This window comes from Atlantibacter sp. MEI4A-1023 (assembly GCF_056155425.1).
Map to the genome: position 1 here is coordinate 31,010 of NZ_CM149568.1, position 24,635 is coordinate 55,644.

At 53.2% G+C, this 24,635-nt stretch carries 24 protein-coding genes and 1 pseudogene; 12 read left to right on the forward strand and 13 right to left on the reverse strand.

What is annotated here, in order from left to right; translation table 11 throughout:
• The first annotated feature begins 413 nt into the window (after nt 1–413).
• Together hypA and hypF are read left to right on the forward strand one after the other, a co-directional pair.
• Nucleotides 414–755 carry a hydrogenase maturation nickel metallochaperone HypA gene (gene hypA / locus ACVV26_RS00165; protein ID WP_125292869.1) on the forward strand — a complete coding sequence of 114 codons (342 nt, stop codon included), beginning with the start codon at nt 414–416 and terminating at the stop codon, nt 753–755.
• Nucleotides 752–2,989, forward strand: coding sequence for a carbamoyltransferase HypF (gene hypF, locus ACVV26_RS00170; protein WP_474799455.1), 2,238 nt, complete (start codon nt 752–754; stop codon nt 2,987–2,989). The genes hypA and hypF overlap by 4 nt, the downstream gene beginning before the upstream one ends.
• On the opposite strand, the gene ACVV26_RS00175 is transcribed toward hypF, so the two are convergent.
• From ACVV26_RS00175 to nrfA, 7 genes and pseudogenes are all read right to left on the reverse strand, one after another.
• Nucleotides 2,980–3,720, reverse strand: a complete 741-nt coding sequence (locus ACVV26_RS00175; RefSeq protein ID WP_474801978.1) for a TPR domain-containing protein — start codon at nt 3,718–3,720, stop codon at nt 2,980–2,982. The genes hypF and ACVV26_RS00175 overlap by 10 nt on opposite strands.
• 27 nt (nt 3,721–3,747) lie before the next feature.
• Nucleotides 3,748–4,086 (reverse strand): annotated as a pseudogene (gene nrfF, locus ACVV26_RS00180) (heme lyase NrfEFG subunit NrfF); the annotation flags it as partial.
• Nucleotides 4,079–5,947, reverse strand: a complete 1,869-nt coding sequence (locus ACVV26_RS00185) for a heme lyase CcmF/NrfE family subunit (protein ID WP_474801981.1) — start codon at nt 5,945–5,947, stop codon at nt 4,079–4,081. The pseudogene nrfF and the gene ACVV26_RS00185, both read right to left, overlap by 8 nt.
• A 21-nt stretch (nt 5,948–5,968) precedes the next feature.
• Entirely contained in the window at nt 5,969–6,919 is a 951-nt protein-coding gene (gene nrfD, locus ACVV26_RS00190) for a cytochrome c nitrite reductase subunit NrfD (RefSeq protein WP_474799456.1), read from the reverse strand.
• Complete coding sequence (nrfC, locus tag ACVV26_RS00195; protein WP_312984091.1) at nt 6,916–7,587, reverse strand: cytochrome c nitrite reductase Fe-S protein; 672 nt, start codon at nt 7,585–7,587, stop codon at nt 6,916–6,918. Before nrfC ends, nrfD begins: the two co-directional genes overlap by 4 nt.
• Complete coding sequence (nrfB, locus tag ACVV26_RS00200) at nt 7,584–8,150, reverse strand: cytochrome c nitrite reductase pentaheme subunit (protein WP_474799457.1); 567 nt, start codon at nt 8,148–8,150, stop codon at nt 7,584–7,586. The genes nrfC and nrfB overlap by 4 nt, the downstream gene beginning before the upstream one ends.
• A 45-nt stretch (nt 8,151–8,195) precedes the next feature.
• Nucleotides 8,196–9,641, reverse strand: a complete 1,446-nt coding sequence (nrfA, locus tag ACVV26_RS00205) for an ammonia-forming nitrite reductase cytochrome c552 subunit (protein ID WP_312984095.1) — start codon at nt 9,639–9,641, stop codon at nt 8,196–8,198.
• A gap of 675 nt (nt 9,642–10,316) precedes the next feature.
• Here nrfA and ACVV26_RS00210 point away from each other — a divergent pair.
• From ACVV26_RS00210 to ACVV26_RS00225, 4 genes are read left to right on the forward strand one after another with little or no spacing between them, the layout of a single operon-like run.
• Nucleotides 10,317–11,147 (forward strand): ABC transporter substrate-binding protein, encoded by an 831-nt coding sequence (locus tag ACVV26_RS00210; protein ID WP_493341416.1) that lies wholly within the window; start codon nt 10,317–10,319, stop codon nt 11,145–11,147.
• 1 nt (nt 11,148) lies between these two features.
• Nucleotides 11,149–11,967: an amino acid ABC transporter ATP-binding protein gene (locus tag ACVV26_RS00215; protein WP_474799459.1), complete on the forward strand. Its 819-nt coding sequence runs from the start codon at nt 11,149–11,151 to the stop codon at nt 11,965–11,967.
• The gene (locus ACVV26_RS00220) at nt 11,967–12,746 is read left to right on the forward strand and encodes an amino acid ABC transporter permease (RefSeq protein WP_474799461.1); all 780 of its coding nucleotides are present in this window, start codon (nt 11,967–11,969) and stop codon (nt 12,744–12,746) included. The genes ACVV26_RS00215 and ACVV26_RS00220 overlap by 1 nt, the downstream gene beginning before the upstream one ends.
• Nucleotides 12,747–12,792: 46 nt before the next feature.
• On the forward strand, nt 12,793–13,422 hold the full coding sequence (locus ACVV26_RS00225; RefSeq protein WP_474801987.1) for an amino acid ABC transporter permease: 630 nt from the start codon (nt 12,793–12,795) through the stop codon (nt 13,420–13,422).
• Between the two features lie 26 nt (nt 13,423–13,448).
• Here the strand turns inward: ACVV26_RS00225 and map are convergent, their stop codons facing one another.
• The gene (gene map, locus ACVV26_RS00230; RefSeq protein ID WP_312984106.1) at nt 13,449–14,231 is read right to left on the reverse strand and encodes a type I methionyl aminopeptidase; all 783 of its coding nucleotides are present in this window, start codon (nt 14,229–14,231) and stop codon (nt 13,449–13,451) included.
• Nucleotides 14,228–14,476: a ParD-like family protein gene (locus tag ACVV26_RS00235; protein WP_312984108.1), complete on the reverse strand. Its 249-nt coding sequence runs from the start codon at nt 14,474–14,476 to the stop codon at nt 14,228–14,230. The genes map and ACVV26_RS00235 overlap by 4 nt, the downstream gene beginning before the upstream one ends.
• 396 nt (nt 14,477–14,872) lie before the next feature.
• Between ACVV26_RS00235 and ACVV26_RS00240 the strand changes: the two genes are divergently transcribed.
• Both ACVV26_RS00240 and ACVV26_RS00245 read left to right on the forward strand, forming a co-directional pair.
• Entirely contained in the window at nt 14,873–15,040 is a 168-nt protein-coding gene (locus ACVV26_RS00240) for a con-10 family general stress protein (RefSeq protein ID WP_183170747.1), read from the forward strand.
• Nucleotides 15,041–15,261: 221 nt separating this feature from the next.
• On the forward strand, nt 15,262–15,741 hold the full coding sequence (locus ACVV26_RS00245) for a YciE/YciF ferroxidase family protein (protein WP_125292856.1): 480 nt from the start codon (nt 15,262–15,264) through the stop codon (nt 15,739–15,741).
• Nucleotides 15,742–15,779: 38 nt separating this feature from the next.
• Here the strand turns inward: ACVV26_RS00245 and ACVV26_RS00250 are convergent, their stop codons facing one another.
• Entirely contained in the window at nt 15,780–16,310 is a 531-nt protein-coding gene (locus ACVV26_RS00250; protein WP_474799462.1) for a formyl transferase, read from the reverse strand.
• 550 nt (nt 16,311–16,860) lie between these two features.
• On the opposite strand from ACVV26_RS00250, the gene ACVV26_RS00255 reads away from it, so the two are divergent.
• Together ACVV26_RS00255 and ACVV26_RS00260 are read left to right on the forward strand one after the other, a co-directional pair.
• Nucleotides 16,861–17,826: a sensor domain-containing diguanylate cyclase gene (locus ACVV26_RS00255; RefSeq protein WP_474799464.1), complete on the forward strand. Its 966-nt coding sequence runs from the start codon at nt 16,861–16,863 to the stop codon at nt 17,824–17,826.
• Between the two features lie 198 nt (nt 17,827–18,024).
• Complete coding sequence (locus ACVV26_RS00260) at nt 18,025–20,607, forward strand: bifunctional diguanylate cyclase/phosphodiesterase (protein WP_474799465.1); 2,583 nt, start codon at nt 18,025–18,027, stop codon at nt 20,605–20,607.
• Nucleotides 20,608–20,700: 93 nt separating this feature from the next.
• On the opposite strand, the gene ACVV26_RS00265 is transcribed toward ACVV26_RS00260, so the two are convergent.
• On the reverse strand, nt 20,701–21,009 hold the full coding sequence (locus tag ACVV26_RS00265) for a SymE family type I addiction module toxin (protein ID WP_312984117.1): 309 nt from the start codon (nt 21,007–21,009) through the stop codon (nt 20,701–20,703).
• A 127-nt stretch (nt 21,010–21,136) separates the two neighbouring features.
• On the opposite strand from ACVV26_RS00265, the gene ACVV26_RS00270 reads away from it, so the two are divergent.
• Together ACVV26_RS00270 and ACVV26_RS00275 are read left to right on the forward strand one after the other, a co-directional pair.
• On the forward strand, nt 21,137–21,304 hold the full coding sequence (locus ACVV26_RS00270) for a YlcI/YnfO family protein (RefSeq protein ID WP_474799467.1): 168 nt from the start codon (nt 21,137–21,139) through the stop codon (nt 21,302–21,304).
• A gap of 148 nt (nt 21,305–21,452) precedes the next feature.
• Nucleotides 21,453–21,584 carry a hypothetical protein gene (locus ACVV26_RS00275; protein ID WP_474799468.1) on the forward strand — a complete coding sequence of 44 codons (132 nt, stop codon included), beginning with the start codon at nt 21,453–21,455 and terminating at the stop codon, nt 21,582–21,584.
• Between the two features lie 677 nt (nt 21,585–22,261).
• Here the strand turns inward: ACVV26_RS00275 and ACVV26_RS00280 are convergent.
• Both ACVV26_RS00280 and ACVV26_RS00285 read right to left on the reverse strand, forming a co-directional pair.
• Nucleotides 22,262–23,382 (reverse strand): IS3 family transposase gene (locus ACVV26_RS00280; protein WP_105580531.1). Its coding sequence is split into 2 segments (ribosomal slippage): nt 22,262–23,124 and nt 23,124–23,382, totalling 1,122 coding nucleotides; the frame shifts between segments, so codons are not numbered across the junction.
• A 296-nt stretch (nt 23,383–23,678) separates the two neighbouring features.
• Complete coding sequence (locus tag ACVV26_RS00285) at nt 23,679–24,377, reverse strand: hypothetical protein (protein ID WP_474799470.1); 699 nt, start codon at nt 24,375–24,377, stop codon at nt 23,679–23,681.
• Between the last annotated feature and the right edge of the window lie 258 nt (nt 24,378–24,635).

Sequence of the window (24,635 nt, forward strand, 5' to 3'; positions counted from 1 at the left end):
TGAAGTTTCACGAGCATAAAGTCCTTGTTTTCGTTGTGGGCTATACAGTGAAACTTTTGATAATTATTTTTTTGACACTTATCAACTAAACTTTAATTGATTCCACGCGATGAACAATATTGTGAGGCTGAACGTTTCAGTAATGGCAAAAGATGAATATTCCGATAATTAAAAAAGTTAATCTTGCGCAAAATATAACCCGTAATGGGTATCTGATAATAATAACATCTTAATTGAGAAGAATTATTGATAACGTGCCGCAAGGCGGCTTATCACGCGGGTTGATGGTAACTTTGTTAAAACAATTTGATCGGTTTTTAGTAATTACACCTTGCTATCCATCAATGAAAAATAAATGGAATTCAGGCAGGGTATATACATGTATTCTTAATTTTAAATTCACACTTTAAAATATGCATGAATTATCGTTAGCCCAGGGCGTTATTCAGTTACTGGAAGATCAAGCCGCTACCGGACATTTCCAGCGCATCACCCATGTCTGGCTGGATGTCGGCGCACTGGCGTGCGTGGAGCTTTCCTCTTTGCAGTTTGGTCTTGAGGTGGCACGCCGGGGAACCGTGGCGTCGGAAGCGCAGTTTCATATTGATATTGTGCCGGCGAAAGGCTGGTGTTTTGCCTGCGACAGCGCGTTTAGCGCCGAACAGCACGCATCACCTTGTCCGCACTGCGGCTCCTGGGAGATCCAGATTGATAAGGGCAACGCGATGCGGGTGCGCGAAATGGAGGTCGAATGACCCGGCTCCCCGGCGTGCAGCTGCATATTCGCGGTAAAGTCCAGGGCGTCGGATTCCGGCCTTTTGTCTGGCAGTTGGCGCAGCAGTTGGATCTTAAAGGCGACGTCTGCAATACCGGTAATGGCGTGGTGGTGCGTATTGCTGGCGGCGAAGGCGATTTTGTCGCGCGGCTATACGCGCAATGTCCGCTGCTGGCCGCTATCCATTCCGTGACGCGCAGTGAGATATTCTGGGATACCGCGCCGCAGGATTTTGTCATCGTACAAAGCCAGCAGTGCGCGATGGATACGCAAATCGTCCCCGATGCTGCCACTTGCCCGGCCTGTCTCGAAGAAATAAATACCCCTGGCAACCGGCGCTACCGCTATCCGTTCACCAACTGCACCCACTGCGGCCCCCGGCTCACCATTATTAAGGCGATGCCTTATGACCGCGCGTACACCGTGATGGCGGCGTTTCCGCTCTGCCCGGACTGCGAGCGTGAATACCGCAACCCGCTGGACCGCCGTTTCCATGCCCAGCCGCTGGCCTGCCCGGTTTGCGGCCCGCAGCTTTTCTGGCCGCAGGGCGATGAAACCCTGTATCGCGATGACGCGCTGAAGGCTGCCGTGGCGGCGTTGCAACGCGGCGAGATCGTCGCTATCAAAGGATTGGGCGGGATGCACCTGGCGGTAGATGCGCGCAGCGACCACGCGGTGTTACGGCTGCGCGAACGCAAACAGCGCCCCGCGAAACCGCTGGCGGTGATGCTGCCGGATGGCGCAGGCCTGCCCGATGCGGCGCTGTCTCTGTTGCGATCCCCCGCCGCGCCGGTGGTGCTGGTGGATGCGCAAACCGTTTCCGGCCTGAGCTGCCATATCGCCCCCGGTCTCGGCGAAGTGGGCGTGATGCTGCCTGCTAACCCGTTGCAGCATCTGCTGTTACAGGCGTTTGGCGCGCCGCTGGTGATGACCTCCGGCAATCTGAACGGCAGACCGCCCGCCATCACCAATCAGCAGGCGCTGGATGAGCTGGCGGATATCGCCGACGGCTGGCTGTTGCATAACCGCGAGATTAATCAGCGCATGGATGATTCCGTTGTGCGCCAGAGCGGCGAAGTGCTGCGCCGCGCCCGTGGCTATGTGCCCGACGCGATTGCGCTGCCGCCGGGTTTTGAAGGGCTACCGCCCGTGCTGGCGGTGGGCGCGGATCTAAAAAACACTTTCTGTTTGCTGCGCGGCAACAGCGCCGTGTTGAGCCAGCATCTGGGCGATCTCACCGAAGAACGCGTCCCTGAGCAGTGGCGGCTGGCGCTGAAAATAATGCGTGAGCTGTATGATTTCACCCCGGCGCGGGTCGTGGTGGATGCCCATCCGGGTTACCTCAGTAGCCAGATGGGCCGCGAAATGAATGCCTCGCCAGATGGAGTATTGCATCACCACGCCCATGCCGCCGCTTGCCTGGCAGAGCATCAGTGGCCGCTGGATGGCGGCGCGGTTATTGCGCTCACGCTCGACGGCATCGGCTACGGCGCGAATGACCAACTGTGGGGCGGTGAGTGCCTGTTGGTGGATTATGATCACTGTGAGCGGCTGGGCGGATTACCGGCGGTGGCGCTGCCCGGCGGCGATCTGGCGGCGCGCCAGCCGTGGCGTAATCTGCTGGCGCAGTGGCAGGCGTTTGTGCCTGACTGGCAGGGCTATCCAGAAGCTGAAGTATTGCACTCACACGCCTGGGAGGTGCTGGCACGCGCCATTGAGCGGCAAATTAATGCGCCGCTGGCCTCGTCGACCGGGCGGCTGTTTGATGCGGTGGCCTGTGCGCTGGGCCTTGCGCCGGACGCACAAAGCTATGAGGGCGAAGCCGCCTGTCGGCTGGAAGCGCTGGCGATGCAGGCGGTGGAGACCGCGCATCTGGTCACATTGCCGTTTATCAATGATGCGCTGGATATGGCCGCTTTCTGGCAGCAGTGGCTGGCCTGGCAAGCGCCGGATGCCGAGCGGGCGTACGCATTTCACGACGCGCTGGCGCAGGGATTTGCGGAAATGGCGCGTCATCACGCCCGGCTGCGGGGTATTAATACGATCGTGTTTTCCGGCGGCGTGCTGCATAACCGGTTACTGAAAGCGCGCTTTGCCAGTTATCTGGCGGATTTCGATCTGTGTTTCCCAATGCAGCTTCCGGCGGGGGACGGCGCGGTATCCTTCGGCCAGGCGGTAGTGGCAGCAGCGCACTGGCTGCGCAATCAGCCCTGATTTTGCAGCATCTTCGCCATATTAATGGCTTCGACCAGCTTCGCCCGGTTAACGCGCGGTGAGTTGAGATCGAGCAGCCGTTGCCACTGGCTGATGGCTTCGGCGTAATCGGCATGCATAAAGGCGTCGGAGGCCAGCAGCATGCGGGCCGTCACTTCGTTACTGTCGAGCGCCAGGGTCTTGTCGATAAGCTGGCGGGTTTCTTCGGTCATCTTCTGTCCGGCCTGGTAGTAACGCACCGTGGCGAGCGCCGACCACAGCTCGGCATTCTCGCCGCGCAACAGCATCGCGCGCTGATACGCCTGGTACGCATTCTGGTAACTGTTGCGGTAAAGATAGTATTCGCCCAGTTCCGCCCACAGCGTGCTGTCCTGTGGATTGGCGCGGATTTTTTGCTGGAGCGCGGCGAGCTGCTGTTCCACCCTTTCTTCGTCGGTAAAATTCAGCAGCGGATCGGCCAGACGTTTATGCTCAGCCATCACCGCCGGCGCGCGGCCCGTTAACGCGTAAATTCCCCCGCTGATAATCAGTACCGCTGCAAGCGATAACCATACCGCGCGGGCAGGCAGCGCGCGCTGCGGCTGCCAGTTAGCCGCTGGCGTATCGGGAATATCCTGCGCCAGCTCCTGTTTTAACGCTTCATCCTGAGTTTGCGACTGCGCATGGCGGGCAATTGCGCCCTGAGCGCGGCGGATCACATCGCTCTGCCTGCGCGCGCCGCGCCGCCGCATCCACACCATCGTCAGGCCAATGCCCAGCAGCAGGGCCAGCGGTGTAAACCACAGAACGCTGGTTTCACGCTGGAGCCGTGGGTTATAGCGAACAAACTCCCCGTAGCGCGACGTCATAAAGGTCATGATTTCCGCTTCGGATTTGCCCGCTTCGGTCAGGGCATACACTTCATGGCGCATACTGACCGCCACTGGCGAGTTGGATTCCAGCAGGCTCTGGTTCTGGCACTGCGGGCAACGTAGCTGCCCGGCCACTTTTAGCGCCTGCTGTTGCTGTTCAGGGCTGTTGAATTCCCAGGTGTCCACCAGTTGCGCCTGGCACAGCGGCGCGAGCAGCACCCACAGTAGGATGATGAGCTTACGCATAGGCTTTTCTCCCGCGCCACCAGCCCAGTAGCGCGCCCGCCATCATGATCCCGGCGCCAAACCACACCCAGCGGATGCCGCTCTGCACGTAAAAGCGCATGGCGTAACGGTTATCGCCGGTTTTTTCACCCATCACCACATACCATTCAGTTAGCACATTCCAGGCGATACCCGGCTCGATCATCAACTGGCTACGGGCGGTGTAAAAACGCCGCTCCGGGGCGACCTGGGCAATCGGCTGGTTATTCCGGCTGATGTCGATAATCGCTTGCTCAGCGGTATAGTTTTTTCCGGCCAGCAGATTCAGGGTGTGGAAGCGGAACTGGTAGCCCGCCACGCTGACCTGCTCGCCCTGGGTGACGTTAAGGCTCATTTCCTGTTTTTCGCCGGAGGAGAACACAATCCCCAGGGCAAAAATCCCGACGCCGGTGTGGGCCAGCAGCATCGGCAACTGGCGCGTTAACAGAGCGGGCGAGGTCAGCCATTGCGCGCTCAATACCCAGCACACCAGCGCTGTGGCGCAGGCGACAATCATCCCATGAGTATGCAGGGCGACTGCGACCAGCACGCCGATGGCGAGCGAGCCGAACAGGCGCAGGCGCGTCCAGCGTGGGCTGCGCTTCCAGTAGCTTCCCGCCGCCAGACCGATGACCAGTAACATCGCCAGGCCAAACGGCAGCAGCACGGTATTGAAATAGGGCGCGCCTACCGAAATTTTGCCCCAGCCGAACAGGGTATACAGCATCGGATACAGCGTGCCTAACACGACAATCACGACCACGGCAGTAAACAGCAGCAGACACAGCAATAGCCAGGTTTCCCGCGACCATCCCGCGAAGCGTGCCGCAGGCTTCCACTCTTTGGCGCGCCAGCCGTACAGCGCCAGCGCGCCGGCGCTCAGGGCGATAAATAAGGTGAACAGCGGGGCGGCGCGTTCGTTATCCAGCGCGAAGGCGTGAACCGACACCAGTACGCCCGACCGCACGATGAGCGTCCCCAACAGGCTGAAAATAAACCCGAAAATCGCCAGTAACAGCGACCAGTGGCGGAACACGCCGCGCGCGCGGGTGGCGTACAGGCTGTGCATCAACGCGCTGGCGGTGAGCCACGGCAGTAACGAAGCGTTTTCCACCGGGTCCCAGAACCACCAGCCGCCCCAGCCCAGCTCGCTGTAGGCCCACCAGGAGCCGAGCACGATACCGGCGGTTAAGGCACTCCAGGCGGGCACCGTCCAGCGCCAGCATAGCCCGGCCATCGCTGCGTTAAATTCTCCGCGCAGCAGGGCGGCAAGCGAAACAGCGGCGGCGACGGTCAGGCCGCCGTAGCCCAGATACAGCAGCGGCGGATGCAGGATCAGCCCGATATGTTGCAGCATCGGGTTTAAATCGCGCCCTTCAATGGCGGGCGGGAAAATGCGGGTAAACGGGTCGGAATACAGCAGCACGAAGATCAGCAGCGCGGCGGTAATGATACCGAGCAGGGTGAGCGTCAGCGCGAAAAAAGGGTCCTGGGCGTGACGATAGCGCCAGGCGAACAGGGCACTCCAGCCGGATAAACACAGCACCCACAGCAATAATGACCCTTCATGCCCACCCCAGACGGCGGCGAGCTTGAGGCCAAACGGCAATTGGCGGTGGCCGTGCTGGGCCACATACATCAGGGTGAAATCATCGGTAAGGAACGCCAGGATCAGCAACCCAAAGGCCAGCAGTAGCAGGCCGAACTGGGCGAGGGTAAGAGAACTGGCCAGGCGCGAAACGCCGGACCAGTGAGAACAGTATCCGGCAAGCGCCAGCCAGGCTGTCGCCGCCGAGATACCACAGGCAAGAAGCAGTGCTATAAACCCAAGCTCGGGCAACATCAGTTCCACTGTTCATCCTGTTCAAACAACGGTTAATTGCCCCGCATAGAGGATAAAAAAGCGCAGTAATAAGACGCCGGTCAGGCTGGCACCGCTGATCAACAGCACGCCAGAAGGCGTTGCGGCTTGAGGAAGCAGCCGTTTCAGCAGCATCGGAATTAACAGCCCGATGCCCACTACGCCGATCCAGAACCACCAGGTCCAGAACCCGCCGCCGAGCGCCGCCACCAGCGAACGCATTTTCCCGTCATCCCCTAACGCGAGGCCGACGAAAAACGCCGCCAGCAGGAAGATTTCCAGCCAGACCACCGGCGTTTCCAGCTTATGGAGAAAGTGCGCCTCTTTGTTATGCGGGTCGCGGAACATGGCGAGCAGCGCCACCGCCGCGCCGGATGAAATCCCCGAGAACAAAAACAGCGCCGGAAGGATCGGGTTGTTCAGCAGCGGATAGGACTTCAGCGCCGACAGCAGGAAGCCGGTATACGCGCCGAGCAGCACCGCCAGCACTAGCATCAGCGTTTCGATTGAACGTTGAAACGGCGTCAGCCAGCCGAGCACGGTACGCACCAACGTGAGGCGCGGCAGCCAGCGCTGTTGCAGTTTCAGCACGTCGCTTTCAAAGATTTTCGCCAGCCAGACTACCATCACCGCCATATAGACCTGGAACAGCATCACGCCCATCGACATCACCGAGGTGAGGCTGTAATGGAACATCAGCTTCCAGAAAGTCCAGGGCCGCGTCAGGTGCAAAATCAGGATCAGCAGGCCGAGAATAATGGTGGTCGGTGCCAGCACCAGCGTGGTGCGGATGAGGGTACTTTGCGAGCCGCCCAGCGCCGGGTGGTAACGGCGCAGCAGAATCGACAGCGTAACCAGCCCGGCCGAAATACCAATCAGAAACAGATAGACGGCAATCGGCCAGTCCCATACCAGTGATTCAAAATGGAACGGGGTTGGATTCACGGGGTTCATTGGGTGACCTCCCCATATTTAAACGGCACGCGGTACACCTTGGGTTTAGTGCCCAGCGCCAGCTTGTAACGGTAGGTCGGTTTCTTCGCCAGCATCAACGAAATCTCGCTGTTGGGATCGTCGAGATTGCCGAAGGTCAGTGCGCTGGTGGGGCATGAAAGCACACAGGCCGGCAGTTTGCCTTCCTTGAGATTAGTCTTGCGGCAAAAATCGCATTTATCCGCCGTTTTGTTTTCCGGGTGGATAAACCGCACGCGGTAAGGGCAGGCGGCGATGCAGTACTGGCAGCCTACGCACAGGTCGGGGTTCACATCCACGATGCCGGTCGCCGCGTCGCGGAACGATGCGCCGGTCGGGCACACGTCCACGCACGGCGCGTGATCGCAGTGCTGGCAAGATTTACGGAAGAACTGGTATTTCACATCCGGAAACTCGCCGATGGGTTCGCTCTGAATAATCGTCAGACGCGATACCCCTTTAGGCACATTGTTCACTTCGCGGCAGGCGTCCATGCAGGCCGTACAGCCAATACACTTCGACTCGTCGTGGATCATGCCGTAGCGCACGCCGTTGATGGTGAGCGCCTGAGCAATTGAAACTCCCATCGTTCCGCTCACGGCGATCAATGCCCCCATTCTGGTAACGAATTGACGACGAGAGCATGTCATGGATGATCCTTACCCAGATGAACCGAGGAGGGATTGAACGCAGGATTGTCACGCTGTTCGCGGTGGCAATCGACGCAAAGCTTGATCCGACTCTTATCGTTCAGGGTCTGCATGGTGTCCTGCTTCGGATGCAGATTATGGCAGCTGGCGCAGGCGACTTTGGTGGCATGCACGTTATGCGGCCAGAACGCTTTTTGCAGTTGCTCCGGCAGGTGGCACGCCATACAGACGCTGTTCTGCTGCTCAACGGTGTACATCGGATCGTTAAACCGCATGGCATCTTTCACGCCGTTGCGGTGTTCCGGCGAAATATTGCCGTGGCAGTTGGTACAGGTAACCGGCAAATTGTTGTTCGGGTTGATGGCCTCTGCGTGTTTTCCGTGCATCCCTTCTTTTTCGGGCTTATGGCAATCCAGGCACGCTTTATCAGGGTTGCGCTGTTGCGTCACGGTCCACTGCGAATCGGTATCTGTCTGGGAAGACGGCGCAGCCTGTACGGGTAATATCCATAAACAGCCTAACGCCAGCACCCCAGCAGTAAATAACGAACGTAGTACGCTCATATTGACTCCAGGTTTTTGCCACCCCTTGCGGGGCGGCATTAGGGGTTATTTGCCTTCAGTTCCCAGCAATCCGTTTTTACGCGCCTGCTCGTCCCATTGCGGTACTACGGTTTTCAGGAAGTCCTGTTTCTCTGCGTTGATTTTCTGCATATCCAGGCCAATCGCCGCCTGGGCTTTGGCTTTGGTGGAGATATCCGGCAGCTTCACTTCTTCGGTGATGCCTTTAGTGGCCAGCAGACGAATCAGCTTAGCGCGGGCGTCGGCGGCTTTATTCAGCGCGGTGCCGAGCATACGCAGCGCTTCATCCGGCGCGTGCATATGAACGCCGTGAGACGCGATTGCCAGGTCCCAGCGCCATTGCGCGTGGCGGATATCGGTCTGAATCGGTTTCATCTCTTCGTCGGTCGCACCGGCATCCAGCGCGGCTTTGGCTTCGAAATGCGCATGAACCAGCTGTACTTCCACTTTACGCTTCAGATCCTGAATGGCTGCTTTACGCTCGGCGACCACAGATTGCAGTGCTTCTTTGGTCTGGGTGTGGCAGTTTTTACAGGTCTGATCGAAGGTATCGAACGGGTTGCCAATCTTATGGCTGGTAAACATTTTGCCTTCGGCGTTCTGCATCTTCGGCATATGGCAGTCGATACAGGTCACGTTATTCTTGCCGTGAATACCTGCGCTCCAGGTTTCATATTCCGGGTGCTGCGCTTTCAGCATGGGCGTTTTTGACAGCGGGTTGACCCAGTCGGAGAAGGCGATCTCGTCGTAGTATTTTTCCATCCCGTCAACGTTCGGGCCGTTATCCCACGGGAATTTCACCGCTTTGTCTTTGCCGTCGAAATAGTATTCAACGTGGCACTGGCCGCAGACCATGGCCTGCTGATCCAGACGGCTGGCTTTATCGAACGGTTTACCGATGGTTTCCATGGCGCGCGCCGCATAAGGACGGGACAGGGTTAACGCCGGTTTGCCTTTCGCAAAGTCATCTGACGCGGTGTTATGGCAGTCGGCACAGCCTAAATCGTTAACGATTTCCGGCCCGCCGCGCGCCCATTTACCGTGGAAGTAACCCGCTTCGCCGTCCTTCTGAATCAGACGGGCGACGTCTGGACTTTTACAGCTCCAGCAGGCCATGGGCAGCGGGCCGTCTTCAGCGGTTTTCGGCGCGCCGGTACGCAGGGTTTCACGTACATCGGTGAGCGCGTAAGCGTGGCCGCGCGGTTTGTTGTAATCCCGCGAGAACGGATAACCCGCCCACAGGACCACCATATTCGGGTCTTCCGCCAGCGCATCTTCACGTTCAGATTGCTCGCTGGTGGATTTCCATGAATTGAATTGATCGGCATGTTTATTGGCGAAAACTTCGTTATGCGCTTCAATTTTCGCGGGTGCGGTTGCAGCAGGAGCTTGTTCTGCGTGCGCCGGGCTTAACAACAATAAGCCGGCGAATAGGCTCCAGAAGTAGGGAAGAAATTTGCTTATCCTGGCCATGAGCGTTCCGTCCAAAGTAAGCCGCGTCAGTGCGGTTATTTTTATTCACTAAAGGGAATGACAATAATTGCCATCTCGACATTGCTCTGAGCGTAAATTAGCAAAAACCCCATTAAAAATATTGTTTTCGATCAAGAGTAAAGAAGAGTAAGTAAATATATAGGTTATGGATAAATGCGCAGTGGGAACAAGTAGTTAAGTAACGATTATTAATTGCAGTAAAATAAATGACGTTGATTGCAGAATTAAAAAAACGGTGTAATCGGCGATCACGGAATATTAAAAATACCCCCAAAGGGGTATTGAACATGATTTGCATCAAAAATACATGTTTAGACAGATATTTAATTTAATGAGGCTTAACATGCCGGGTTTTTAAAAAGAAAAATAGGGGGGGTCGTCATTTTATTATCATTTAAACGTTCTTAATAAATGAATCCAGTTCAGCGCAATCCAGACACCCAGGACGCTGTGTGCACCGACGTATCTACCGCTATAAAGCAAATCACCGCTCGTTTTGTCGTTCCGGGTAACAGGGCATTCCGTCATGGTTAACAGCCTGTTCACTAATAACTTTTTTGTATGTATTAAGTCATTTTTGGCATTTGTAGAAGCGAAAAACTTATGGGAGCGTAATACCACAAACTAATAAATACAGGGTAATCAGAGGAAACTATGGCACATCAACTTGGCACACAGCGCAAAGCACTGCTGGCTCTGGCAATGGTGGCATTAGGCGGTTTTGCTGCCTCATCCGTGCAGGCCGATCAATTAGCCGATATTAAAAAAGCGGGCGTCGTGAAAGTGGCGACCTTTGATGCTAACCCACCGTTCGGTTCCGTGGATGCGAAAACCCATGAAATTGTCGGTTACGACGTGGATTTCGCCAAAGCGCTGGCAAAATCCCTCGGCGTGAAGCTGGAACTGGTTGCCACCAACCCGGCAAACCGTATTCCTTTATTGCAGTCCGGCAAAGCGGATCTGATTGTTGCGGATATCACCATTACCCCGGAACGTGCCCAGGTGATCGATTTCTCTACCCCGTATTTTGTCACCGGCCAGCAATTCCTGGTCCCGGCGAAATCCCCGGACAAGCTGGATGACTACAGCCGCGCGCGCATTGGTGCGGTAAAAGGCACTACCGGCGAGCAGGCGCTGCACCAGCGTTACCCGCAGGCTCGGGTGCTGGCGTATGACGATATCCCGCTGGCCCTGACCGCACTGCGTAACGGCAACGTTCAGGCCATCACCCAGGACAGCACAATTCTGGCTGGCCTGCTGGCAGGCGCGCCGGATAAAGCCAACTTTAAAATTTTGCCGGACCTGCTGAGTAAAGAAGAGATCGGCGTCGGCGTGAAAAAAGGCGAAACCGCGCTGCTGAAAGCGGTGAATGACGAACTGGTGAACCTTGAGAAGAGTGGCGAAGCCAGCCGTATCTACGACACCTGGTTTGGCCCGTCTACCCAGACTCCGCAGCCGCGTTCCTTTACCATAGAAGCGAAGTAATATGCTGTCTGGCCTCATCACACGTTCCGCGGCATCGTCCGCGGATTTTTCACATCTGGAGCAGGCGAGCGTTGAGTTTCGTGATGTCGTGAAACAGTACGGCGATCACCGGGTACTGAACGGCATCAATCTGACGATCAATCAGGGCGAAGTGGTGGCGATCCTTGGGCCTTCGGGCTCGGGCAAATCCACGCTGATCCGTCTGATCAACCAGCTTGAGCCGCTGAGCGGCGGCGATATCCTGATCGACAATAAACCCACCCACGGCATTCAGGGCCGCGCGCTGCGCCAGCTTCGCAGCCGGGTTGGGTTTGTGTTCCAGCAATTCAATCTGTATGCCCATCTGACCGCGCACCAGAACATCACGCTGGCACTGGTGCAGGTTCACGGCTGGAAACAGGCGGCGGCGGACCAGCGTGCCCGCGAGCTGTTGCAGCAGGTCGGCCTGGCGGACAAAGCCGATCAACTGCCGGCGCAGCTTTCCGGCGGGCAACAGCAGCGCGTGGCGATTGCCCGTGCGCTGGCCTCCTCGCCGCAGATTATCCTGTTTGATGAACCCACCTCGGCGCTGGACCCGGAAACGATCGGCGAAGTGCTGTATGTGATGAAGTCTCTGGCGCACAGCGGCATCACCATGATTGTGGTAACCCATGAAATGCAGTTCGCCAGGGAGATTGCCGATCGCGTGGTGTTTATCGACGGCGGCGACATCCTTGAAGTGGCCGCCCCGGCGCAGTTTTTCTCCGCGCCGCAACATCCCCGCGCCCAGCGCTTCCTGAAGAAAGTGCTCGACCCTTTACACCAAGAGCGGCCCGACTGATGGTTAACCTGGACTGGCAGGGGGTGCTGACAGGGCTTCCTCTGCAATGGATTATTTCGGGCTTTCTGACCACGGTGTGGGTGTCGCTAATCGGCATGGCGCTGGCTACCGTACTGGCCGTACTGTTTCTGGCGCTGCGGCTGGCGGGCGGCGCTGGCGGGCGTGCCGCCGTGGCAAGTTGGGTATCGGTATTCCGCAACACGCCGCTGCTGGTGCAATTGCTGTTCTGGTATTTCGCGGCCTGGAACCTGCTACCGCTGGCGGTGCGCGATTTCGTCAATGCCGATCATGCCTGGTCGATTCTGCCGGGCGATGTCTGGTGGCTGACGCCGGAATTTCTCTGCTCGGCCTGGGGGCTGGGCGTATTCACCTCGGCATTTTTAATTGAGGAGATTGAGGCGGGCTTGAGCGCCGTCCCCGCCGGCCAGCGCGAAGCGGCGCTGTCCCAGGGCTTTTCCACCTGGGCGCTGTTTCGCTGTGTGCTGCTGCCGCAGGGGCTGGTGAACGCGTGGCAGCCCATTGTCGGCCAGTATCTGAATCTGATGAAACTGTCGTCGCTGGCCAGCGGCATCGGGTTTGCTGAGCTGACGTACCAGGTCCGCCAGATAGAGAGCTATAACGCCCACGCGCTGGAGGCGTTTGCCGTCGGTACTGTGCTCTATTTATTACTCGGCGTGGTGATGGGGTTGGTGCTCGGCAGGATTGGGCCGGGAAGTGCGCGCCGCAAACCCGTGGCCCAGCGTGCTATCGCGCAACGCGAGGTGCAACGTGATCGCTAATATCACCGTGATTACCGATAACCTCGACTATTTACTGTGGGGCCGCATGGCCCAGGGCGAGCCGGGCGGGGTGCTGTTGACCCTGATGATGGCCTTTGGCGCAGGTGTGCTGGCGCTGCCCGGCGGGATTGCGCTGGCGTGCGTGGCATGGCGTTATTCCGGCGTGGTGCGCCGCGTGCTGTTTGCCTGGGCGGAACTGATCCGCGGCATTCCGCTGATCTTCGTTATCTTCTGGCTGTGGTATTTGCTGCCGATGATGATGGGCATCGATCTGCCGGGCGCGGTCACGGTGACGCTGGCGCTGGCGTGGTTTACCTCGGCATCGGTGATGCACTCGACGCTTGCCGGATTACAGGCGTTGCCGACCGGGCAATATGAAGCCGCGCAGACCCAGGGGTTTAGTCCCTGGCAGGCGCTCCTGCTGATCCTGCTGCCGCAGGTGCTGCGCAATGTGTTGCCGTCGCTGGTGGGGATTTTTATCGGCCTGCTGAAAGACACGTCGCTGGCGTTTATCGTCAACGTGCCGGAGCTGACCACGGTGGCCGGGCAGGTAAACAGCCGGGTGCAGATTTACCCGGCGGCGATTTTTATCTTCGTCGGCGTGGTTTATTACCTGCTGTGCAGCGGGCTGGGCGTTTTGGCCCGCCGCTGGCAGCGGCGGGCCTTGCAGCCATAATGTCATGCTCGCTTTGGCGCGCTTTTTTATAGCGGAGCGTAATGACCAACGCCGTCCGGCCAGGGCGTCAGCAGGTCATAACCGGTTTCGGTGACCGCCACGGTATGCTCCCATTGGGCCGACAGCGAACGGTCTTTGGTCACCACCGTCCAGCCATCGCTCAGCACGCTGGTGGCGGGCTTACCGGCGTTGATCATCGGCTCAATAGTGAAAATCATCCCCGGCTCCAGCACGATGCCGGTGCCCGGTATACCGTAGTGCAGGATTTGCGGCTCGTCATGGTATTCGCGCCCTACGCCGTGCCCGCAGTATTCACGTACTACCGAGAAACCAGCATCTTCCGCCACGCGCTGGATCGCTGCGCCGATATCACCCAGCGTGGCGCCCGGACGCACGGTTTTGATCCCCGCGACCATCGAGTCGTAGGTCACTTCCACCAGGCGACGTGCCCGTATGGACGGTTCGCCCACGAAGTACATGCGGCTGGTATCGCCGTACCAACCGTCTTTGATAATCGCCACATCAATATTAACGATGTCGCCCTTCTTCAGCAGCTTGTCCGAAGGGATGCCGTGGCACACCACGTGGTTGACCGAGGTGCAGACCGTTTTGGTGTAACCGTGGTAGCCAATGTTCGCCGGGATCACGTTCAGCTCATTAACCAGATAATCGTGGCAGATCCGGTCGATCTCGTCAGTGGAGATACCGGGACGCACATGCGGCGCGATCATTTCCAGCACCCTGGCGGCGGCATGGCCTGCGGCGCGCGCCATTTCAATTTCTTTTTGGGTATGCAGAACAATGGTCATTGAGTGGCACCTTCCTGGGTTTCAGGAAGCGTGTCATCCAGTAAAGAGGTGATATCCACGCCGCCTTTGAGTTCAGCCTGTACCAGCGCGCGGGCGAGCTGCTGGTGGGTGAGGTGCGGATACAGCTCCGCCAGCATGCCGATTTTCATCCAGTGTTCCGCCTGGGCATTAATCGAACGGCTCATGGCGTTGCTGGCGACACGCAGATTTTCATGCATCAAATCAGAGATCTTAACGATACCCATCATTCACCTATACGAATCATATACGCTTCGTATATTACCACGCGATCCCGGTGCTGGCGACTGCCGTTTACCGGTTCTGGATATAGGATATATTTCTGGAAACTATAAGAAATAGTGATAGATGATTTTTTTAATAACGAATATTTAGATTGATTTTATCAAAATATGATCTCCAAAATTATTAAAAATTATTAAAACGACACAATTTTAAGGAGTTAGTTTTTTTACCCACATATTTAATGCTGAGATAAATCTTATTTGCAGGATATATTACCTGACGGCAGTGGATTTTATTCTTGCGCGAAGTGTGATGCAGGCTATAGTTAACACTGCTTGACGGGAATAACGCTTCCCAATTTATTAAAACTTTCACCAAAACATAATGAGGAAATTATTATGACTCAGCATCGTGGCGGTTCAGGTAATTTTGCAGAAGATAAACAGCGTGCTTCTGAGGCCGGCAAAAAAGGCGGTCAAAACAGCGGCGGTAATTTCAAAAATGACCCGCAGAAAGCATCCGAAGCGGGGAAAAAAGGCGGTAAAAGCAGCGGCGGCGGTCGTTAAGTCGGGTACCGTTGGGTAAATTTACCTACCTTTGAAATTAGCAGCCGTTTAATTACCTAATTAAATGAAGGTTGTTTCTATTATCCGCTTAATTAATTTTTAAGCGAAGCATACAAACGGTATCCCTTACGCAGGAAGTTTGCGTTCAGTGAAAAGGGGTGCCGTTTTTTATGCACAATAATTAACCGTAACGGCAAAGATGACGAGACGAGGAATATATTATGCCTTCAGTTAAGACACTTGAAGATCTATTTATTCACGAGCTGTCAGATATTTACAGCGCGGAAAAGCAGATTACCCGCGCGCTTCCAAAAATGGCACGTGCAGCAACCGATAAGAATCTGAAAGCGGCCTTTGAGGCGCACCTCGAAGAAACCCGCGGCCAGATTGAGCGTATCGACCAACTGGTTGAATTGACAGAGGGTGTTCGCATCCGTCGCATGAAGTGCCATGCGCTGGAAGGCCTGGTTGAAGAAGCGCAGGAAATCATCGAATCGGTGGAAGCCGGTACGCTGCGTGATGAAGGGCTTATCGGTGCAGCACAGAAAGTGGAGCACTACGAGATCGCTTCCTACGGTACGCTGCGTACCCTGGCCCTGAAACTGGGCTATAAAGAAGCAGCAAAACTGCTGGAAGAGACTCTCAATGAGGAAAAAGCCACCGATACCAAACTGACCGGTATCGCGGAAGGTAACAAATAGTCAGCAAAGCGGGCCTGCGAAAGCAGGCCGTTTTTTGCTTACTGCCACCCCAGCGCCTCAACAATTGCCCGGCGATAGGCCGTGTCGATCTGTTCAGGGACGCTCTTGATGTAATCCCGCGCGTGCTCGCGCGTTTCTCCCGTCAGACTATCCAGATAAGCGACGGCTTCGGTCACCGTCGGCGCACGCCCTTCCATTTCCGCGCTTTTCGCCGGCAATGCGGTCCAGACCACGGCTTCAATACTGTGTTCCTGCGCCCATTCCGCCAGTTCGCCTTCCGGCGTATCGTCTATGATCAGTAGCCCGACACCATCCACGCGCTCTTCATCAATGCCTTCCCGCTGGCGTAACGCATCACAGGCAACGGTGACGTCTTCGAAATCAAGCCAGGCCCAGAGCACCTGAACGGGTGCAGCGTTAACGCAAATCACCGTCGCCAGTTCGCCGCCGTCGCTGACGCGGGCAAATTCGATCGGTAACAGTGGGCCATCGGTTTGCCATTCTCCGACAACAGGTAAATTTTCCGGTTTCCAGATAAGTGAGCCCCAACCCAGACAGGCGATTTTCATGCATGGTTCCTGAAATTAAGCATCATTAGAAAACTGTAGCAAAGCTAAGCCGGTTGGTATCAGGAAAGATTGGGAAAATAAGAGTCACACAGGCCCGTCGCCGGGCCTGGTGCAGAGTGGTGCCCTCAGGCAGTGAGCGTGGCGTTACAGGTTAGAGGGGCACTTGTTCGGTAATACCGAACAAGTGCATTTAAAACCTTGAGTCAATATCGCTCGATTCAAAAAACAATTAATCTTATCAGAGGAGATAAGACGCCTACGGAATGAATACAGAAAAAGCGGTTGCTGGATATTCTATGCCGTAAGATATATGAAATATAATTCAGAAGGGTTTGCTAAAACATAAAATGATGATTAGGCCATTGCTTTTTATTTAATAACAAACAGAAAGCATTTTTCTCTTCCTTGGCTTAAATATCATTCCCTATCCGCTGGCATATCTCACCAGTATTTAAACGTGAGCATCACATTGCGAATGAAATTAAGTTGCCCATCTCTTTCCGTCTCACCTAAGATAATTAATGTATAGATGTAACGCCTGAGAAAAAATATGATATTTCCTGACACGCCACCCAATGAGGCAGAACGCCTAAAGTCACTCTATTTAATTGATCTGTTAGATAAAAACAACGATGAAAGATTCGACAGACTGACCCGTCTGATGAGGATAACCTTTAACGTTCCTGTCGCCTCGCTAAGTTTACTGGACAGGGAGCGGCAGTGGGTACTGTCCAGCGCAGGCGTCGATATACGGGAAACCCCGCGCAGCACCTCTTTTTGCGCCCATGCCATCCTTTCAGAAGGGGTATTTGTGGTTAAAGACACGCTGAAGGATAAACGATTCCACGACAATCCCTTCGTAACCGGCGAGCCGCACGTGCGTTTCTATGCAGGGTATCCGGTGCGGTTGCCGGACGGCATGATTGCCGGCACGCTCTGTATCGTTGACAGCGTCCCGCGCGATTTTTCGATGGAAGAAGCCAATGCGCTGATTGATTTTGCGGCGATTGTTGAGGATGAGTTTCTTATTATCAGCAAGACTATGGCGGATAACGTCACCGAACTGATGAATAAGCAAAGCTTCCTTAAAATCGGTCAAAAACGTTTTGAGAAGTTTACTAAATATCAGCTTCCTTTCAGCCTGATCTATTTTGAAATTGAGAGTATTAAATCAATAAGAGATATTATGGGCGATAAAGAGGCTGATACTGTCCTCAAAGCGTTTGCAGCCTGTATAAAATCCACACTTAAAAAGCATGATATCGGCGCGTATTTAGGAAGAGGCGACTTCGCTGTTTTACTGGAACATCATACTGATAATGCAGACGAGAGTTATCTGTTCAATCTGCAATCTTTTATGGATGATTTTAATAACAAATCAAAAAAGCCTTATCACATTAATTATGCCTACGGCCTGACGAATTATGATCCAGACGTTCACGGTTCACTGATGAGCTTGCTGGAACTGTCCAGCATGACAACCTTTACCGAGAAAAGAAAAAAACACCCGCGGTAAGTCGCATGCGCCTGTTTACAGGGATCCAGGCGAATGACCATAAACCTTACGCGTATCATCAGGATCCTCATTAGATGATCCAGTTAGCAAAACGGATAGCCAGTACCCAATAACGGTCAGGGTTTGCCGATAACCCCTTTACTGGTGAAGCCGTTTTGCAGGCTAACTCTTACTCACCCATTAAGAGGTGGAGAAAAAATGAACTGGCAGCGTTTTAATCACGTAGGCACGTTTTCAGGGGAAACCAGCGGGATAGTAAAGAAAACATTTATTGTTACCGTGGCGCTGCTGAGCTGTCTTTTTCTGGCAGCGATAGTGAGCCTTTTTTATATCGCCGACAATCTTAACGATAAAGCGGACGCCCGCAGCAGCCTGCTTTTGCAAAAAGCGCTGACTACTCGACAGGAAAAAATACGCTCCAATTTAATGGACAACGCCGACTGGGGGGAGGCGTACAACAATCTTCATAAGCAGATTAATGTGCAATGGGCATGGGACAGCCAAAACCTTGGCGAGTCGCTTTATACCAATTACCACTATGAGGGCGTGTTTGTTCTTTCGTCGACTGGCGAAACCCGCTACAGCGTGATTGAGGGCCGTCTTGACAGCCAATCTTTCGAGAAATGGCTCAACCGCAGCGTCACCGCTGAACTGATAAACGACCTTTCTCAAACCCAGGGCAAAGCTATCTCGCGGTTACTGATGGCGAATGGACAACTGACTTTACTGGCCGCCGCCCGGATCACGGCAGGCGATGATGAAAGCATTACGCCCGTGGTGGGTGACGCCTCTCTGATGGTTTTTGTTGATGTCCTGACGCCAGCCAAAATGCGCCAGATGGGCAACGAATATGGCGTTCAGGAAGTACATACCTACGGAAGCATGTTGCAAACCAAACCGAATTATCGGGAAGCGCAGCTTATTTTGCCAATCGATAGCGGCAATGTGCTGATTGAGTGGCGAAGCGATGATCCAGGTAAAGAATTAATGAGCCGGGAACTGCCGTTAATCGTGCTGTTGATGCTTTCGACCCTAACGTTCACCTGGGCCATGCGGCGCGGCGCACTCATCAAAGCGCAAAGAAACGATGAAAACGTATTTCTTCTTGAGCAGAGCCGGCAAGCGCTGGCGGCAAGCGAACGGCGCTTTCGCGACGTTATCGAAGCCACCACCGACTGGATATGGGAAGCCGATAGCCAGTCGCGCCTGACGTGGCTGTCCGACCGCTTTTCCGGCATTACCGGCCATCATTCAGAGGGCTGGATTGGACGGAGCATGCTGGATTTCATCCCCAGAGATAAAATTGCTTTTACCCAATGGCTGCTTAACACGCAGGCGGGCAGCACTTTCACCATCAAAAAGGCCCGCTATTATTCCGCGCATGGGCATCAGCGGTACTGCAACCTGGTGGCGAAACGCGCCATCATGGATGACGGTTCGTTGGGATTTCGCGGCACGGTAACTGATGTGACGCTCGAGGTAGAAGCGCAAGAACGCATAGAGTATTTATCGCGCCATGACGAGCTAACAGGGCTACCTAACCGGCTAAGAATGAAAGAGTTTTTGGAAGGTAAGCTGCGCTCGCTGCCCGATCCGGCGCATCCGTTGGCAATGATTAGCCTCGACCTGGACAAATTCAAACCGGTTAATGACTTATTTGGACATAACGCGGGTGATGAACTGCTTAACGAAGTCGCCAGCCGGTTGCGCGCCTGCACCCGAAAAGTCGATCTCGTCGCCCGGCAGGGGGGTGATGAATTTATCCTTATTCTGCCGGATATTTATGTTCAAAAAGATATTGAGACACTTTGCCAGCGCATCACCAAAGAAATAAGCCGTCCTTTTATGGTTAACGGGAATGAAGTACATATCAGCGTGAGCATGGGGATTGCATTAGCGCCGCAGGATGCAATGGATGCCAGCGATTTAATCCGCTTTTCCGATATTGCGTTGTATAAAGCGAAAAACACCGGGCGTAATAACTGGGTGTTCTACAAGCCGGATATGGGCGAGTATTTAATCCAGCGCCGGGAAATGGAAAAAGAGTTCCGCGAGGCGTTGAGCGAAGGGCAATTCCAGTTGGTCTATCAGCCCCGTTATGATCTTCAAACGTCGCGTGTTGCCGCTGTTGAAGCGCTGGTCCGTTGGCAGCATCCGCGCTATGGATTACTGATGCCGGATCAGTTTATTCCTCTCGCGGAAGAGACGGGCCTGATTATCGCCATGAGCGATCTGGTGCTTGAAAAAGCCTGCCTCGACAGTATGCGTCTTTCATCGGATTTAAAGATTTCCGTGAATATCTCGGCGGTGGAGTTTAATACCGGTGGCCTGGCGAAGCGGGTGAAAACCATTCTGCAAAAAACCGGACTTGATCCGTCGCGGCTGGAACTGGAAATAACCGAGAGCGTCACGATTTCCAATCCTGAGGTTACGCTGGAAACGATGACGCAACTAAAAGAAATTGGCGTTCGTTTCCTGATTGATGATTTTGGTACGGGATATTCGGCATTAAGTTATCTCAAGCGCTTCCCGTTTGACGGGATAAAGCTGGATAAATCGTTTGTGTTCGCTATGGAAGAGTCTGATAACGCCAAAATTATCGTTGAGAATATTATTGGGCTTGGTAAGGCCTATTCGCTGGCGATAACCGCCGAAGGCGTGGAAACGGCGGAGCAGTTAAAACGGCTGAAAGAATACCAGTGCAATGAGGCGCAGGGGTATTTTATCGGACGGCCTGTGGCGCTGGATAAACTGGATTTTAGTGTGGGGTTTGGTGTGTGAATGCGGTGAAAGGGCATGATGGCTTTTAACGCTTTGCTTTGGTGATAGCAGGTTTGTTATGGAGGCAGGCTTTGCGCCTGCCTCTTTGCAAAATCAGGCTGCTTTAAAGGCATTCCCGATCTGGCTTAATGAGCGCTTCATTTCCGCCATAGTGCGGAGCGTGGTTTCTAACTCGGCGAGTAACTCTTCCTCACGCGAGTTCATTGCCATAATTACCAGACAGCCATCGCTCGCTTTTACGGTGTAATGCTGGCCGGGTTCAAATCCGGCCTCACCGAGCCATTTACCGGAAAGCGTAATTTGCGGCGTGCTGGTATCCCCGCCTTGCGGTCGATATCCCACAATGAGAGGTTTGTCTGTTCTGGAAGTGCGGGGGGATTTGGTAGAATGGTTGGTAGCCATGATCAACTCCTTGATAGTTGGTGGTGGTTAGACGCTCTCTTGTGTTGCAGCACTTTAGAGCGTCGCTTGATTCGGTTTCAGATGGTAGGTACCATCTGAGCATAACTTAACTTAAATGGTACCTACCATGCAAGATAAAAAGAAGCTCAGTTTTGACCGTACTAAAAGCACTATGAAAAACATCCGCTTCGAAGATGATTTACTGGAACAGATTGAGAAAGCTGCTGGGAAAGGGAATTTTAGTAAGTGGGTTAAAGAAGCTTGCAGGATACGGTTAAAAAATGAGAATAATTAGTAGAATTATTAAATAACTATTAATGATTATCTTGATAAGAATAGTGTGTTTTTATAGACAAATTATTATTTTTCCCTTGATAGCTGTTATATAAGCGATAGTTTATGGAGTGGCGTTATTGTCTAATCTTAACTATTAAGGAAAGAAAATGGCTGATAGAAGACCACTCAATCCAAACGTAAATGTACCTAAACCGGGCGGTGGCGAGCAGCCCAGAGATCGCAATAATGATGGTACTGTTAGAAAGAAGCGCTCTGATGCAGGAAAATCCAAAAAATAAACAATATTAAAAGAGCAGTCAATTTATGGCTGCTTTTTAGTAAAAATAGTGTCTATAGATATATAAAATCATTTTAACCGAACTTTCTTTTAAAACGTTGTGAGCTTATTTTTCTCTTCATTTTGTTATTACAATTTGGACACAAGCGTTGCTTTTTTCCATCTATCTGCCATGTATAATAATTTTTATTGAAACGTAAATTGCAAACATCGCATCTTCCGGGTTTCGAAAATACTCCAATTATCACTAATAGTACAAAACCACCGATAAGCCATTCCATATTGATTCCCTTCTATTAACAAAATAAGAATTGCAAGAATATTATAAATTGCTTGGGAACAAATGTGCTCTCTTTCACATATATAGTTAACTTGTTTTTTAGGCCATTCATGGTTCATTAAAAGTTTCTGCTCTTGTATTCTCGGGGCGTTTGGGCTGCGGAATAGCGGCTCTCGAATGGAACGGACTCGGTAAGTCATAACAGCAATAACAAGCAGGCGTTAGTGAAAAGTATTACGACTTGCCTTTCGAGTGCTTTCCTGTCGAACCTGTAAGTAAGACTTACAAATTGAGTTTTGTTCAGGCCCTTTTCTTGCACTTTATCCGGGCTAAAAACGTCGTAGTCGGCTAAGTATGACAGAGAACCAGTGACCTGCCCCCAGGATTAGATACAACCTTCAGTTAGTAATGTCGGTTGGTTTTTCTTCATATTTCCCGTTTCGCCAGTCCGCTGCAAATTCAGCCGGAGTCTGGTAGTTCAGCGATGAATGTGGACGACACTCGTTATAATCCTGCCGCCAGTCATTAATCGTTTTCCTGGCGTGAACTATATCGCTGAACCAGTGCTCATTGAGGCACTCATCCCTGAATCGTCCGTTAAAACTTTCAATAAATCCGTTCTGTGTTGGCTTGCCCGGCTGGATAAGCCGCAGCTCCACCCCATGCTCATAAGCCCACTGGTCAAGTGCTCTGCAGGTAAACTCCGGCCCCTGGTCCGTTCTTATCGTCGCCGGATAGCCGCGAAACAGTGCAATGCTGTCCAGAATTCGCGTGACCTGAACGCCTGAAATCCCGAATGCGGCGGTAATCGTCAGACACTCCTTCGTGAAGTCGTCCACGCAGGTCAGGCACTTGATCCTGCGACCGGTGGCCAGCGCGTCCATGACAAAATCCATCGACCAGGTCAGGTTGGGCGCCTCCGGGCGGAGCAGCGGCAGACGTTCTGTTGCCAGCCCTTTACGACGTCGTCTGCGTTTTACGCCCAGCCCGTTAAGGTGGTAAAGGCGGTACACGCGCTTGTGATTAACATGAAGGCCTTCACGGCGCAGTAACTGCCAGATGCGTCGGTAGCCAAAACGCCTGCGCTCCAGTGCCAGCTCAGTGATACGCCCTGATAAATGCGCATCAGCAGCCGGTCGCTGAGCCTCATAGCGGCAGGTCGACAGGGACAAACCTGTAAGCCTGCAGGCACGACGTTGCGACAGACCGGTCGCATCACACATCAACACCACAGCTTCCCGCTTCTGGTCTGTCGTCAGTACTTTCGCCCCAGAGCCACCTGAAGCGCCTCCTTATCCAGCATGGCTTCAGCGAGCAGCTTCTTGAGGCGGGCGTTCTCTTCCTCAAGCGACTTCAGGCGCTTAACCTCGGGCACCTCCATACCGCCATACTTCTTACGCCAGGTGTAAAAGGTGGCGTCGGAAATGGCGTGCTTGCGGCAGAGCTCACGGGCAGAAACCCCGGCTTCGGCCTCTCGGAGAATACTGATGATCTGTTCTTCGGAAAAACGCTTCTTCATGGGGATGTCCTCATGTGGCTTATGAAGACATTACTAACATCGCGGTGTATTAATCAACGGGGAGCAGGTCACCAGGATGAAACTCACCGCCAGTGATGTGTTTATTTACTGGAAATGTTTTAGGAAACACGGGGAATTAACCGAGCGGATAGAGATAAAAATGGCGGAAGATCACAGGAGTTCTTTTTATGATTTAACCTATTGTTTTTTAATTGACTTTGCGTTGATTTGTGTTTGCGTTATACACATCTCTATACACATTGTCTCAAGTGTATGGTTCAATCTGACTGATCAAGCTAAAGTCTCTTCATCATCTCTAGAGCTGTTTCAATTAACTCTTCGGAAGGTTTAAATCTAGACATATGACGGACACATATTACAGGGATTTTCATATCATTTAGTACGGCTGAGAAAGCGAATGTTGTGTAATAACCCTTCTGTTGCGTATAGATGAGAGTGCTTGGATCTCCGAAGTGTTTTAGTAAAATATTTGCTGCTGAAAGGGATTGTAGACTGTTGCTATAAGCGACAATCAGTTCAGGCTTACACAGAGGGATTGTGACATTCTCAAAAAATCTTGTTGAGTATTTTACGAGTTGTTCGACAGTTAGTTTGTGTCGACTCGCCTCCTGTTTGAGTGCTGAGGCATTGGTTGAACACATCATTAGAGCATTAGTAAATACCACATCTTCCCATCTGTAACCAAGGCTGATAGGTATCTGTTGTAGTCGCTTAGCTAGGTGAGTAATTCCCCATTCCCCTTGCGTCCCTAAATGGACATTCGAGACAAGAGGCTTTGAATGATCCTGAATAATAGACTCGCTGTTGGTCATATGAGAATCTGCCGACGAACCATTAAAACCCATCACAATGAGGCGTTTGCGGATTGGTGAGGAGGCTATTAATTCAAAAGCAGAATCGTAAGGTCTGCCGGGCAAATCAGCCAAACCATAGCGACAAAGCCCTCCAAGAATAAAGTCTCTAGTCTTATCCATTATTCAAATTCTCTTGTGAAGCCTCATACCGACATCATACGCAAAAAAAGTTTTTTTGCATTTAACTGTTCACATTGTTCACCTCTCTAATTTTCCATTTTAAATCACTATGTTAAGTGGTGATGGGTTGGTGAAGAGTGAACAGTCGACTCTTCACCTTTGTAATTTTTGCTCGCGTAGGTTGCGCCGGGTCAGGCAACGAGGGGGGGGGTAAAAAGTTTTTTCAGGTTTTACTGTTCACTCTGTTCACCTTCCATT

Bases quoted from the DNA above. Each gene is read 5' to 3' on its own strand.
- hypA (WP_125292869.1), top strand. From the start codon at position 414: ATGCATGAATTATCGTTAGCCCAGGGCGTTATTCAGTTACTGGAAGAT.
- hypF (WP_474799455.1), top strand. From the start codon at position 752: ATGACCCGGCTCCCCGGCGTGCAGCTGCATATTCGCGGTAAAGTCCAG.
- ACVV26_RS00175 (WP_474801978.1), bottom strand. From the start codon at position 3,720: ATGCGGCGGCGCGGCGCGCGCAGGCAGAGCGATGTGATCCGCCGCGCT.
- ACVV26_RS00185 (WP_474801981.1), bottom strand. From the start codon at position 5,947: ATGTTGCCCGAGCTTGGGTTTATAGCACTGCTTCTTGCCTGTGGTATC.
- nrfD (WP_474799456.1), bottom strand. From the start codon at position 6,919: ATGAACCCCGTGAATCCAACCCCGTTCCATTTTGAATCACTGGTATGG.
- nrfC (WP_312984091.1), bottom strand. From the start codon at position 7,587: ATGACATGCTCTCGTCGTCAATTCGTTACCAGAATGGGGGCATTGATC.
- nrfB (WP_474799457.1), bottom strand. From the start codon at position 8,150: ATGAGCGTACTACGTTCGTTATTTACTGCTGGGGTGCTGGCGTTAGGC.
- nrfA (WP_312984095.1), bottom strand. From the start codon at position 9,641: ATGGCCAGGATAAGCAAATTTCTTCCCTACTTCTGGAGCCTATTCGCC.
- ACVV26_RS00210 (WP_493341416.1), top strand. From the start codon at position 10,317: ATGGCACATCAACTTGGCACACAGCGCAAAGCACTGCTGGCTCTGGCA.
- ACVV26_RS00215 (WP_474799459.1), top strand. From the start codon at position 11,149: ATGCTGTCTGGCCTCATCACACGTTCCGCGGCATCGTCCGCGGATTTT.
- ACVV26_RS00220 (WP_474799461.1), top strand. From the start codon at position 11,967: ATGGTTAACCTGGACTGGCAGGGGGTGCTGACAGGGCTTCCTCTGCAA.
- ACVV26_RS00225 (WP_474801987.1), top strand. From the start codon at position 12,793: ATGGCCCAGGGCGAGCCGGGCGGGGTGCTGTTGACCCTGATGATGGCC.
- map (WP_312984106.1), bottom strand. From the start codon at position 14,231: ATGACCATTGTTCTGCATACCCAAAAAGAAATTGAAATGGCGCGCGCC.
- ACVV26_RS00235 (WP_312984108.1), bottom strand. From the start codon at position 14,476: ATGGGTATCGTTAAGATCTCTGATTTGATGCATGAAAATCTGCGTGTC.
- ACVV26_RS00240 (WP_183170747.1), top strand. From the start codon at position 14,873: ATGACTCAGCATCGTGGCGGTTCAGGTAATTTTGCAGAAGATAAACAG.
- ACVV26_RS00245 (WP_125292856.1), top strand. From the start codon at position 15,262: ATGCCTTCAGTTAAGACACTTGAAGATCTATTTATTCACGAGCTGTCA.
- ACVV26_RS00250 (WP_474799462.1), bottom strand. From the start codon at position 16,310: ATGAAAATCGCCTGTCTGGGTTGGGGCTCACTTATCTGGAAACCGGAA.
- ACVV26_RS00255 (WP_474799464.1), top strand. From the start codon at position 16,861: ATGATATTTCCTGACACGCCACCCAATGAGGCAGAACGCCTAAAGTCA.
- ACVV26_RS00260 (WP_474799465.1), top strand. From the start codon at position 18,025: ATGAACTGGCAGCGTTTTAATCACGTAGGCACGTTTTCAGGGGAAACC.
- ACVV26_RS00265 (WP_312984117.1), bottom strand. From the start codon at position 21,009: ATGGCTACCAACCATTCTACCAAATCCCCCCGCACTTCCAGAACAGAC.
- ACVV26_RS00270 (WP_474799467.1), top strand. From the start codon at position 21,137: ATGCAAGATAAAAAGAAGCTCAGTTTTGACCGTACTAAAAGCACTATG.
- ACVV26_RS00275 (WP_474799468.1), top strand. From the start codon at position 21,453: ATGGCTGATAGAAGACCACTCAATCCAAACGTAAATGTACCTAAACCG.
- ACVV26_RS00285 (WP_474799470.1), bottom strand. From the start codon at position 24,377: ATGGATAAGACTAGAGACTTTATTCTTGGAGGGCTTTGTCGCTATGGT.